Genomic DNA, 12,657 nt, shown 5'->3' with positions numbered 1-12,657 from the left:
CATTAGGGGCGCTTTGCGCCCATTGAAAAACTGACAGTCAAAAGAAACGGCGAGCATCCAACGTGTCGATTCAAACCCCTGCCACGGCCCCTCACGCCGGCAACGCGCCGGTCACCGAAGACCTCGGGCCGCTGGCCTGGGTGCTGGGAGAAATCCAGAAATCCCTCGACGGTGTAGGCAAGTCGTTGCGGCGCTTCGTGCGCGAAGTGGACGCCGCGAGCGAGCCCGAGGCCGGCCCGCTGCAGATGGCCCGCCAGCAGCTGCACCAGGCCGTCGGCGCGCTCCAGATGGTGGGGCATTCCTCGCCCGCGCTGGTGCTGGGCGCCATCGAGTTCGCGGTGCAGGGCTTCATCGCCGAGCCGCAGCGCTGCACCGAAGCGGCAGTGAACAAGATCGAGCGTGCCGGCTTCGCCGTCACCGACTTCCTCGGCGCGCTGCTGGCCGGCAAGCCGGTCTCGTCGGTGGCGCTCTTTCCCCAATACCGTGACGTGCTGGAGCTCGTCGGCAACGAGCGCGTGCATCCGGCCGACCTCTGGAGCACCGCCTGGCGCTGGGTCGAGATCAAGCCGGCGCTCACGCAGGCGGCCATCGCCTACGACCCGTCCGTGCGCTCGCGGCTCGACCGCGAGGTGCTGCAGCTCATCAAGAGCGGCGACACGCAGGCCGCACGCCGGCTGCATGCGCTGTGCCTGGGCCTCGGCCGCGGCGCGCTGCTGCCCCGCGTTGCGAGCTTCTGGACGCTGGCCGCCGGCTTCTTCGAGGCCCTGGCCACCGGGCTGATCACGCCCGACGCCTACGTCAAGCGCGCCGCCTCGCGCGTGCTGCTGCAGTACGCGACGCTCGCGCGCGGCGACAGCGTCGTGTCCGACCGCCTGGGCCAGGATCTGCTCTTCTTCTGCGCGCAGGCCGTGCCCGCGGCAGGCGACGACGCCGCCACGCTGCGCACCGTGCGCCTCGCCTGGGGCATCGCCAGCGAGCAGTACGTCGACTACAACGTCGAGCAGTTCGGCCGATTCGATCCGCTGGTGCTGCAGCAGGCGCGCAAGCGCATCGAGACCGCCAAGGAAATGTGGTCGGCGCTCTCGGGCGGCGACATCACCCGCACGCGCCAGGTGGCCGACACCTTCGCGCAGCTGGGCGAATCGCTGCAGAAGCTGCATCCGCCGAGCCTGCCGATGGTGCAGGCCCTGACCCACGCGGTCGAGGCTTCCGTGCGTTCCGGCCAGGCGCCGGGCACCGAGCTCGCGATGGAAGTCGCCACCTCGGTGCTCTACCTGGAAGCCGCCCTCGAAGACCTCGACCCGAGCGATCCGCAGCTCACCGCCCGCACGCTGCAGCTGGCGGGCCGCATCGAGCGCGTGCGCGCCGGCGGCCATTCCGAGCCGCTCGAGCCGTGGATGGAGGACCTCTACCGCCGCGTGAGCGACCGCCAGACCATGGGCACCGTGGTCGACGAGCTGCGCAGCCACCTGGCCGAACTCGAGAAGTCGCTCGACCAGTATTTCCGCCGCCCCGCCGAAAAGGGCCTGCTGCGCACCGTGCCGACGCAACTCCTGCAGATGCGCGGCGTGTTCTCCGTGCTCGGCCTCGACCAGGCCGCCCTCACCGTGCAGCGCATGCGCGAGGACGTCGAGGCGATGCTTGTCAGCACCTCGCCGGCCGAGGAAATGGCCGGCTTCGACGCGCTGGGCAACAACCTCGGCGCGCTCGGTTTCCTGATCGACATGCTGGGCTACCAGCCGGCGCTGGCCAAGCGCCTGTTCGTGTTCGACGCCGACGCCGGCGAACTCAAGCCGCTGATGGGCCGCCAGGCCGCCGACGCCACCGCCGGCGAGGGTGCCGCGCCCAGCCAGGCACCGGCCGCTCCGGTGCTCAGCATCGAGGAAGTCGACGCCCAGATCGCCTCGAAGCTCGCGGCGCTCGCCGCGCCCAAGGCCAAGCCCTCGCCGATCGAGGAGTTCAGCAGCAAGGCCGACAGCTGGACCCACAAGATCTCCGGTCCGGCCGCGCTGCCCGACACCGAAGTCACCGAGCTCGAGGAAGACGACCTGCAGAACATCTTCCTCGAGGAGGCCCGCGAGGTCGTGCAGAACGGCCTGGCCGCCATCGAGGAGCTCGCCAGCTACCCGGACGACACCGAGGAACTCACGATCCTGCGCCGCGCCTTCCACACGCTCAAGGGCAGCTCGCGCATGGTCGGCCTCACCGAGTTCGGCGATGCCGCCTGGTCGCTCGAGCAGGTGCTCAACACCTGGCTGGCCGACCAGCGCGCCGCCACGCCCGAACTGCTGGCAGGCACCGAACGCACGATGAAGGAGTTCGGCGAGTGGGTCGAGGCCATCGCCTCGGGTTCCGCCCATGGCTGGAAGTCCGCCCCGTTCAGCCGCGTGGCCAACGCGCTGCTGGCGGGCGAGCCCGTGCCCCCGCCGGTGCGCGTGGCCGATGCCGAAGCCCTCGCGGTGGCCGCGCGCCACATCGCGACCGAGCCGCCCGTTTCTACGCCCGAGCCCGCGCCCCTCGAGGTTGCGGCCCCCGTGGCGGCGGAGCTGCCCCCGCTCCAGCTGCCCGACCTGCCGGACCTGTCCCTGACGGCCGAAGCGCCTGCGCCGGCGCCGGCGCCTGCCGCCGCAGCTCCGGAAGCTCCCGCGGTTCCCGAAGCCCCGTTCGAAACCCTGGCCTGGCAGGAGCCGGAGCCCGCGAAGGCCGCCGCGACGCCCGAGGCCGACGACGATTTCGCCTCGACCGACTTCATCGACTTCGAAGCCAAGCAGACCGACGAACCCCCGCCGCCGCTGGTGCTGCCGAGCGGCGAGATGTTCGACTTCCTGGCGCCGCCCGCCAGGACGCCGGCCGTCGTGGAACTGAAGTCGGAGCCCGCCGAGCCGGCGGCTCCCGCTGCCGAACCCGAACCCATCGTCAGCTCCGTGCCCACCACGGCCGGCCTGCCCGACCTGCAATGGGAGCCCGAGCCGCTGCCCGTGCAGGCAGCCGCCGAACCCGTCATCGAGCCCGCCGTGGAACCGGAGACGGTCGAGGCCGCGCCCGAGCCGCTGCATGCGCTGCATGTGGAAGAGCCGGTCGCCGAGGCCGCGCCGCAGCCGGCTGCCGAAGCTGAACCCGAGCCCGAACCCGCCCCCGTGGCCGCCGAGGAAGTGGTCGCGCCCATCTTCGAGGCACCCGCCGAGCCCGAGGAAGCGCAGATCCTCGTCGCCGACGCCGCTCCCGAGCCCGCTGCGCCCGTGGTGCCAGTTGCGCCCGCCGAGCCCGAGCCGGTCGTGGCCGCGGCGCCGCAGGAAAGCGCCGAGGACCAGGTCAAGGTGATCGGCCCGCTGCGCATCGGCATCCAGCTCTACAACGTCTACCTCAACGAGGCCGACGAATGGTCCCGCCAGCTCGCCACCGACGTGGGCGAATGGGCGCTCGAGTCGCATGAGCGCCTGTCCGACTCGACCGTCGCGCTGGCCCATTCGCTGGCCGGCAGCTCCGCCACGGTCGGTTTCCACAGCCTTTCGGGCATGGCCCGCCTGTTCGAGGCCGCGCTGCAGCACCTGCAGATGCAGGGCAGCGGCACCCGCGAGCAGGGCATGGTGCTGGTGGCCGCGGCCGACGAGCTGCGCCGCCTGCTGCACCAGTTCGCCGTCGGCCTGCTGCGCGACCCCGCCGAAGGCACGCTGCAGGCGCTGCGCGACATCGCCAATTCGCCGATGCCCACCGAAGCCGCCATGCGCGCCGAAGCCCGGCCGCTGCCGCAGGTGGTGGTCAGCGAGCCCGTCGCCGACGTGGCGCTGGACGACTCCGAAGACGCCATCGACCTGGCCGACGCGGTCGACGTCGACCTGTTCCCCATCTTCGAGGAAGAGGCGGCCGAACTGCTGCCCCAGCTCGGCGAAGCGCTGCGCCAGTGGGCGCACCACCCCGACGACAGCGCGCCGCGCGCCTCGGTGCTGCGCACGCTGCACACGCTCAAGGGCAGCGCGCGGCTGGCCGGCGCCATGCGCCTGGGCGAGCGCGCACACCGCATGGAGTCCGAGATCGAAGTCCTGGGTTCCCAGGGCGCCGAGCGGGCCGACATCGAGAAGCTGCTGGCACGCCTCGACACCCTGCAGGCCACCTTCGACGCGCTGCGCGCGGCTGACGACGCCACGCAGGTCGAGCTGGCCCAGATCGTGGCCGCGGCCACTTCGGCGGCGCCCGTCGCCGTCGCTTCCCAGGCGCCCGAAGCCGGCGTGCCGGCGAACGACGAAACCGTCGCGCCCGCGGCGAGCCTCGACGACGAGCCCGCCGCCGAAACGGCGCCGGCGGCAACGGCAACCGGCGCGGCACCTGCCACGCTGCAGCCGCGCCCCGCGCCGGCCGCCCTGGTGGCACCGCTGCGTGCCGCGACCGGCCAGGCCGTGCGCATCCGCACTCAGCTGCTCGACCGCCTGGTCGCGCAGACCGGCGAGGTCATCATCACGCGTTCGCGCCTGGAGGCCGAACTCGGCCAGCTGCGTGGCTCGCTGTCCGACCTCACGGGCAACCTGGACCGCCTGCGCCAGCAGCTGCGCGACATCGAGGTGCAGGCCGAAAGCCAGATGCAGTCGCGCCTCGCACAGGCCAAGGACTCGCAGCAGAGCTTCGACCCGCTGGAGTTCGACCGCTTCACCCGCGTGCAGGAGCTCACGCGCATGATGGCCGAGTCGGTGAACGACGTGGCCACCGTGCAGCGCACCCTGCAGAAGACGGTGCAGGCGACGGAAGACGACCTCAGCGTGCAGGCGCGCCAGACGCGCGAACTGCAGCGCGGCCTGCTGCGCACGCGAATGGTGGAGTTCGAGGGCATCTCCGACCGCCTCTACCGCGTGGTTCGCCAGGCCTCCAAGGACACCGGCAAGCAGGTGCGCCTGGACATCGTCGGCGGCTCCATCGAAATGGACCGCGGCGTGCTCGACCGGATGACGCCCGCCTTCGAGCACCTGCTGCGCAACTGCGTGGCCCACGGCATCGAGGATGCGGCGGTGCGCGAGAAGGCCGGCAAGGACGCCAGCGGCCTGATCGTCATCGACCTGCACCACGAGGGCAACGACGTGTCGGTGAGCTTCCGCGACGACGGCGCCGGCCTCGACCACAAGCGCATCGCCGAGCGTGCCCGCACGCTGGGCCTGCTGGGCGCCGACCAGGAGCTCACGCCCGAGGAGGCCACCGAGCTGATCTTCAAGCCCGGCTTCTCGACGGCGGGGCAGGTTTCCGAACTCGCCGGCCGCGGCATCGGCATGGACGTGGTGCGCGCGCAGATCGCCGCGCTCGGTGGCCGCATCGAGACGCACAGCACGCCGGGCCAGGGCACCACCTTCAAGCTGGTGCTGCCGCTGACCACCGCCGTGACGCACGTGGTGATGCTGCGCGCGGGCGAGGTGTCCATCGGCGTGCCGTCGAACCTGGTGGAACTGGTGCAGCGCGTGGGCGCGGCCGACCTCGAGGCCGCCTACCTGCACAACAGCCATCCCTTCGGCAGCGAGCAGGTGCCGTTCTACTGGACCGGCGCGCTGCTGCAGGCTTCCACCCGCAGCGGGCAGGGCCTGGCCAAGAACAACACCATCGTGGTCGTGCGAAGCGCGGCCCAGCGCGTCGCCCTGCACGTGGACGAAGTTCTGGGCAACCAGGAAGTCGTGGTGAAGAACCTCGGCCCGCAGCTCGCGCGGCTGCCCGGACTGGCCGGCATCTCGGTGCTGGCCTCGGGCGCGGTGGCGCTGATCTACAACCCGGTGGCGCTGGCGGCGGTGCACGGCGAGCAGGCGCGCGAGCGCCAGGCCGCCGCGCTCGCGGCGCCCGCGGTGCAGGCCTCGGCTGCCGTGGCCGACCAGGGCGCGCCGCAGGAGCCGTTGCAGACGCTGGCCCCGGCGGTGCCGCAGATTCCGCTGGTGCTGGTGGTGGACGACTCCATCACCGTGCGCCGCGTCACGCAGCGCCTGCTGCAGCGCGAAGGCTATCGCGTGTCGCTCGCGGCCGACGGCCTGCAGGCGCTGGAGCGGCTGCAGCAGGAGCGCCCGGCGGTGGTGCTGTCGGACATCGAGATGCCGCGCATGGACGGCTTCGACCTGGCCCGCAACATCCGCGCCGACGCGGCCCTGGCCGAGCTGCCGATCATCATGATCACCTCGCGCATCGCCGAGAAGCACCGCGACTACGCGCGCACGCTGGGCGTGAACCACTACCTCGGCAAGCCGTACTCGGAAGAGGAACTGCTGCGCCTGGTGCGTGCGTACACGAGCGAGTCGGCGCTGGCGGTCGCGGCCTGACGCGCCTGGCCTGCCGCTCCATCGAAAAAGGGCCCATGCGGCCCTTTTTCTTTTCCGGTTCCTGCGCTTCCTATTTCTGCAGCGCCTTCGCGCGCGCCACGCCGTAGCGCTGCAGCGTCTTCTCGCGGGCCTCGGCGTGGTCGACCACCGGCTTCGGATAGTTTTCGCCGAGCTTGATGCCGGCGGCTTCGAGCTCCACGGGCGAGGCCAGCCAGGGCGCGTGGATCGCCGTGTTCGACAGCCCCGCCAGCTGCGGCAGGTAGCGGCGGATGAACTTGCCCTCGGGGTCGAAGCGCTCGCTCTGGGTCACCGGGTTGAAGATGCGGAAGTAGGGCTGGGCGTCGCAGCCGCTGGAGCTGGCCCACTGCCAGCCGCCGTTGTTCGAGGCCAGCTCGAAGTCGTTGAGGTGCAGCGCGAAGTAGGCCTCGCCGCGGCGCCAGTCCAGCCCCAGGTCCTTGCACAGGAAGCTCGCGGCCACCATGCGCAGGCGGTTGTGCATGTAGCCGCTCTGGTTGATCTGCAGCATGGCTGCGTCCACCAGCGGGTAGCCGGTGCGGCCGTTGCACCAGGCGTCGAAGAGCTGGTCGGCGTGCTTGCCGTGGTGCCACTGGATCTTGTCGTACTCGGGGCGGAAGCTCTTCGACTCGCCGCCTTTGTGCACGTGCGGGAAGTGCGCCAGGATCTGGAAGTAGAACTCCCGCCAGATCAGCTCGCTCAGCCAGGTCGCCGCGCCCGTGTTGCCCTGCAGCGAGAGCTGGTGCGACAGGCTCGCCATCTGCCGGATCGACACCGTGCCGAAGCGCAGGTGGATGCCCATGTAGCTGGGGCCGCGCACGGCGGGGAAGTCGCGTGCCTGGTCGTAGCGGTCGATGCGCTCGAAGAAGTCCTCGAAGAGCTTGCCGGCGCCGCTGGTGCCGGTGGGAATCTCCAGCGTCGACAGGTTGCTCTTCTCGAAACCGATCTCGCGCAGCGTGGGCACCGGCTCGCCGTAGGCCTGGGGCGAGGGGGCGAGCGCATCGGCGTGATTGCGGACCGGGTAGGGTTTCAGGAAGAAGGAATCGAGCTTGGCCAGCCAGGCCCGCTTGTAGGGCGTGAACACCGTGTAGGGCTGGCCGGTCTTGGTCATGACCTCGTCGCGGTCGAAGACGGTCGAGTCCTTGTAGGTGTGGAAGGTCACGCCCGCGTTGGCCAGGGCGCCGAAGACCTTGGCGTCGCGCTCCAGCGCGTCGGGCTCGTCGTCGCGGTTGGCGAACACCGCCTGCACGCCCAGTTCGCGGGCCAGCGCCGGTATCTCCTGCGCCGCCACCGCATGCCGCACGATCAGCCCGCCGCCCAGCGCGCGCAGCCCGGCCTCGAGCTCCACCAGCGACTCGCGGATGAATTCCACCCGGCGGTCGACCGTGGGCAGGGCGTCCAGGATCGCCTTGTCGAACACGAACACGCACAGCACCTGCCGGCAGGCCCGCAGCGCACGGTAGAGGGCGGCGTTGTCGTCCACGCGCAGGTCGCGGCGGAACCACATGAGCCCTTTGGGATAGGTCTTGTCGACGGCCAGTAAAATCGGGGGCATATGGCCGCCGATTCTGCCCCGATGAACCTCACGCATCACTTTTTGATAGCGATGCCCGGGATGGAAGACAAAACTTTCAACCGCAGCGTCGTGTACCTCTGCGAACACAGCGAGCGCGGCGCGCTCGGCCTGGTGATCAACAAACCCAGCGACATCAACCTCAAGGTGCTCTTCGAGAAGATCGAGCTGCACCTGGCCCGCCCCGAACTGGGCGAAGCCCCCGTCTTCCAGGGCGGCCCGGTGCAGACCGAGCGCGGCTTCGTGCTGCACGAGCCGGTCTTCACCCAGGCCGAGAAGCCCGAGGAATCCGTCTACGCCTCGACCATGACCATCCCCGGCGGGCTCGAGATGACCACTTCCAAGGACGTGCTGGAGGCCCTGGCCACCGGCGCGGGCCCGCGCAAGGTGCTGGTTTCCCTGGGCTACGCGGCCTGGGGAGAGGGCCAGCTCGAATCCGAACTGGCCGAGAACAGCTGGCTCACCGTGGGCGCCGACCCGGCCGTGATCTTCGACACCCCGATCGAGCAGCGCTACGACAAGGCGCTGATGCTGCTGGGCCTGGAGGCCTGGAAGCTCTCGCCCGACGCCGGACACGCTTGAGCTCAGCCGCCATGCCGGACGCTCCCGCTCCCACCGCTTCTTCTTCTGTTCCCGTTCCCGCCCATTTCCAGAGCTTCCTGGCCTTCGATTTCGGCCTGAAGCGCACGGGCGTGGCCAGCGGCAACCGGCTGCTGCGCACAGCCACGCCCCAGCCGACCATCAAGGCCGAGGGCGACGCGCGCTTCGCGCAGGTCGAGGCGCGCATCAAGGAATGGCAGCCCGACGCGCTGGTGATCGGCGTGCCGTACCACCCCGACGGTGCCGCGCACGAGAACACCCGCCGCGCGCAGAAGTTCGCGCGCCAGCTGCGCGGCCGTTTCAATCTCCAGGTGTTCGAGGTCGACGAGCGCTACAGCACGACCGAGGCGTTGTCGTCAGGCGCCCGCGATGCCGACGCGGCCTCCGCCTGCATCATCCTGGAGCAATTTCTAAGGAGTCTTTCGTGAGTTCAATTCCCGATGCCGAAGCGCTCTACACGAAGCTGCTTGCCGGCGTGAAGCCGCTGATGCGCCTCGACACCAAGCTGGTTGGCATCACCTCCGGCGGCGCATGGCTGGTCGAGCGGCTGCAGAAAGACCTGGGCCTGCCCGGCGCGCCCGGCGTCATCTCCTCGGCCATGCACCGAGACGACTTCGCGCGCCGCGGCCTCTCGGCCAGCGCGCAGACCTCGCTGCCCTTCGACGTGAACGGTGCCGACGTGCTGCTGCTCGACGACGTGCTCTACACCGGCCGCACCATCCGCGCGGTGCTCAACGAGCTGTTCGACTTCGGCCGACCGGCCAGCGTGCGCCTGGCGGTGCTGGTGGATCGCGGCGGCCGTGAGCTGCCCGTGGCTGCCGACTTCGCCGCCACCACGCTGACGCTGCCCGACACGCAACTGCTCGCCCTCGCACGCGCCAACGACGGTGCCTTCAGCCTCAAGGTGGAGGAGAACAAGTAAATGCTCTACAAGCGAAACCCCCAGCTCAACAAGAACGGCGAGCTGATCCACCTGCTGTCGATCGAGGGCCTGCCCAAGGACATCGTCACGCACATCCTCGACACGGCCGCCAACTTCACGAGCGTGAGCGACCGCGAGGTGAAGAAGGTGCCGCTGCTGCGCGGCAAGAGCGTGTTCAACCTGTTCTTCGAGAACAGCACCCGCACGCGCACCACCTTCGAGATCGCGGCCAAGCGCCTGAGCGCCGACGTGATTAACCTCGACATCGCGCGCTCCTCGGCTACCAAGGGCGAATCGCTGCTGGACACCATCGCCAACCTGAGCGCCATGGCCGCCGATTTGTTCGTGGTGCGCCACAGCGAGTCGGGCGCGCCCTACCTGATCGCGCAGCACGTCGCGCCGCACGTGCACGTGGTGAACGCCGGCGACGGCCGCCACGCGCACCCGACGCAGGGGCTGCTCGACATGTACACGATCCGCCACTACAAGAAAGACTTTTCGAATCTCACGGTCGCCATCGTCGGCGACGTGCTGCATTCGCGCGTGGCGCGCTCCGACATCCACGCGCTCACCACGCTGGGCTGCGCCGAGGTGCGCGTGGTCGGCCCCAAGACGCTGGTGCCCGGCGACATGGCCGGCATGGGCGTACGCGTGTGCCACACGCTCGAAGAGGGCATCAAGGACTGCGACGTGGTGATCATGCTGCGCCTGCAGAACGAACGCATGAGCGGCGCGCTGCTGCCCTCGTCGCAGGAGTTCTTCAAGACCTTCGGCCTCACGCAGGAAAAGCTGCAGCTGGCCAAGCCCGACGCCATCGTGATGCATCCGGGCCCCATCAACCGCGGCGTGGAGATCGACTCCGCCGTGGTCGACGGCAAGCAGAGCGTGATCCTTCCGCAGGTGACCTTCGGCATCGCCGTGCGCATGGCGGTGATGAGCATCGTGGCGGGGAACGAGGCATAGAAATGTTGCTCGCCCCCAGTCCTCGCGCACTTCGTGTCGCTTCGCCAACCCCCTGCCGGGGGCAACACCGGTGGCCCGGCGAAGCCGGTTCCACGGTGTTTCCCGAAAAGGCCATGACCGTCACCGGAAGTACAGACGCATGAACATCCACATCACCAACGGCCGTGTCGTCGACCCCGCGTCGGGCATCGATGAAAAGGCCGACATCGCCATCGCCGACGGAAAGATCGCCGGCATCGGCAACGGCATTCCCGCTGGCTTCAAGGCCGGGCGCACCATCGATGCCACCGGCTGCATCGTCGCGCCGGGCCTCGTCGACCTGGCCGCGCGCCTGCGCGAGCCCGGCTACGAGCACGAGGGCATGCTCGAGAGCGAGATGGCCGCGGCCATCGCCGGCGGCGTGACCAGCCTCGTGTGCCCGCCCGACACCGACCCGGTGCTCGACGAGCCCGGCCTGGTCGAGATGCTCAAGTTCCGCGCCGAGAAGCTGCAGGCCGCGCGCCTGTTCCCGCAGGGCGCGCTCACGCGCGGCCTCGCCGGCGGCGTGCTGACCGAGATGGCCGAGCTCACCGAGGCCGGCTGCATCGGCTTCGGCCAGGCCGAGGTGCCGCTGGCCGACACGCAGGTGCTGCAGCGCGCGCTGTCGTACGCCAGCACCTTCGGCTACACCGTGTGGCTGCGCCCGCAGGACCGCGACCTCGGCAAGGGCGTGGCCGCCAGCGGCCCGCTCGCCACGCGGCTGGGCCTGGGTGGCGTGCCGGTGTCGGCCGAGACCATCGCCATCTTCACCATCGTCGAGCTCATGAAGAGCACCGGCGCGCGCGTGCACCTGTGCCGCATCTCCAGCGCCCGCGGCGTGGAGCTGGTGCGCCAGGCCAAGGCGCAGGGCCTGCCGATCACCTGCGACGTGAGCATCAACTCGCTGCACCTGGCGGACACCGACATCGGCTACTTCGACAGCCGCGCCCGCCTGAACCCGCCGCTGCGCCAGCAGGGCGACCGCGACGCGCTCTCCGCCGCGCTGGCCGACGGCACCATCGATGCGCTGGTGTCCGACCACACGCCAGTCGAGGCCGACGCCAAGACGCTGCCCTTCGCCGAAGCCGAGGCGGGCGCCACCGGCCTCGAACTGCTGCTGCCGCTCGCGCTGCGCTGGGGCGAGCGCAGCGGCGCCGGCATCGCGCGCGCCATCGAGGTGGTCACCGCCGCGCCTGCGCGCCTGCTGGGCGCCGACCACGCGGCCACCGGCATCGGCCGCCTGCAGCAAGGCGGCGTGGCCGACCTGTGCATCGCCGATCCGGCGCTCGAATGGCAGGTGGAGCCCGGCGCGCTCAGGAGCCAGGGCAAGCACACGCCGTTCGCCGGCTATCCGCTGCAGGGCCGCGCTCGGCACACGCTGGTTGCGGGCCGCATCGTCCACGAATAGAAATGAAGCTCACCCCCAGGCTTCGCGCGCTTCGCATCGCTACCCAAAGCCGGTTCCGCGGTGTTCCGCGACCATGCATGGAAGCTACCGAGAGGGCGCCCGTCCGATGCGGCATTCGCTGAAAGCCGGCTGGCGCCTGCTGCGCGCGGTGGCGCACGCGGCCTCGGGCTGGTGGACGATCCGCTTCACCTTCCCGAAGCTCTCGCAGGCTGAACGCAATGCCCGCGTGCAGGCGTGGTCGCGGCGCATGCTGGAGCTCATGGGCATCACGCTCGTGGTGCAGGGCACGCCGCCCGCCAAGGGGCCGATGCTGCTGATCTGCAACCACCTCTCGTGGCTGGACATCACCACCATCCACGCCGCGCAGCACGTGCGCTTCGTGTCGAAGTCGGACGTGAAGGGCTGGCCGCTGATCGGCACGCTGTCCACCGGCTCGGGCACGCTCTACATCGAGCGCGAACGCCGCCGCGACGCGCTGCGCGTGGTGCACCACATGACCGACGCGCTGCGCAGCGGCGACCTGATCGGCGTGTTCCCCGAAGGCACGACCAGCGACGGCCGGGGCCTGCTGCCCTTCCATGCCAACCTGCTGCAGGCGTCGATCTCCTCGGGTGCGCCCGTGCTGCCCGCCGCGCTGCGCTTCGCCGATGCCGCCACCGGCGAGACCAGCCATGCGCCGCGCTACATCGACGACGACAACCTCGTCGTCTCCCTGTGGAACACGCTGCGCGCGCCGCCGCTGCTGGCCATCGTGCGCTTCGGCGAGCCGCAGGACCCGCACGGCCGCGACCGCCGTGCGTGGGCGCAGTCGCTGCATGAAGACGTGCAGCAGCTGAGGCGCGAGACGCACTGACGCGGCATGGGCCGGCTCGCGAATGAT

General features: G+C 70.4%; 8 protein-coding genes. 7 read left to right on the top strand and 1 reads right to left on the bottom strand.

The window, feature by feature from the left end; genetic code table 11:
- Positions 1–62: 62 nt before the first annotated feature.
- Positions 63–6,278 carry an Hpt domain-containing protein gene (locus ACHMXA_RS29650; protein WP_395317414.1) on the top strand — a complete coding sequence of 2,072 codons (6,216 nt, stop codon included), beginning with the start codon at positions 63–65 and terminating at the stop codon, positions 6,276–6,278.
- Positions 6,279–6,348: 70 nt separating this feature from the next.
- Here the strand turns inward: ACHMXA_RS29650 and ACHMXA_RS29645 are convergent, their stop codons facing one another.
- Positions 6,349–7,848 (bottom strand): cryptochrome/photolyase family protein, encoded by a 1,500-nt coding sequence (locus tag ACHMXA_RS29645; protein WP_395317413.1) that lies wholly within the window; start codon positions 7,846–7,848, stop codon positions 6,349–6,351.
- Here ACHMXA_RS29645 and ACHMXA_RS29640 point away from each other — a divergent pair, their 5' ends adjacent.
- From ACHMXA_RS29640 to ACHMXA_RS29615, 6 genes are all read left to right on the top strand, one after another.
- On the top strand, positions 7,849–8,448 hold the full coding sequence (locus ACHMXA_RS29640; protein ID WP_093205621.1) for a YqgE/AlgH family protein: 600 nt from the start codon (positions 7,849–7,851) through the stop codon (positions 8,446–8,448). It abuts the gene before it with no gap.
- An 11-nt stretch (positions 8,449–8,459) separates the two neighbouring features.
- Positions 8,460–8,894, top strand: coding sequence for a Holliday junction resolvase RuvX (gene ruvX, locus ACHMXA_RS29635; RefSeq protein WP_395317412.1), 435 nt, complete (start codon positions 8,460–8,462; stop codon positions 8,892–8,894).
- Positions 8,891–9,388: a bifunctional pyr operon transcriptional regulator/uracil phosphoribosyltransferase PyrR gene (gene pyrR / locus ACHMXA_RS29630; protein ID WP_395317411.1), complete on the top strand. Its 498-nt coding sequence runs from the start codon at positions 8,891–8,893 to the stop codon at positions 9,386–9,388. The genes ruvX and pyrR overlap by 4 nt, the downstream gene beginning before the upstream one ends.
- A complete protein-coding gene (locus ACHMXA_RS29625; protein ID WP_019656265.1) occupies positions 9,389–10,351 on the top strand; it encodes an aspartate carbamoyltransferase catalytic subunit in 963 nt (320 codons plus the stop codon).
- 139 nt (positions 10,352–10,490) lie between these two features.
- Complete coding sequence (locus ACHMXA_RS29620; RefSeq protein WP_395317410.1) at positions 10,491–11,777, top strand: dihydroorotase; 1,287 nt, start codon at positions 10,491–10,493, stop codon at positions 11,775–11,777.
- 106 nt (positions 11,778–11,883) lie between these two features.
- Positions 11,884–12,630, top strand: coding sequence for a lysophospholipid acyltransferase family protein (locus ACHMXA_RS29615; protein ID WP_395317409.1), 747 nt, complete (start codon positions 11,884–11,886; stop codon positions 12,628–12,630).
- Positions 12,631–12,657 lie beyond the last annotated feature (27 nt).

The organism is Variovorax sp. UC74_104 (assembly GCF_044055375.1).
In the GTDB taxonomy this organism is placed as follows: domain Bacteria; phylum Pseudomonadota; class Gammaproteobacteria; order Burkholderiales; family Burkholderiaceae_C; genus Variovorax.
Note: the sequence above shows the minus strand (reverse complement) of the source record. Positions and strands in the feature narration are given on the sequence as shown.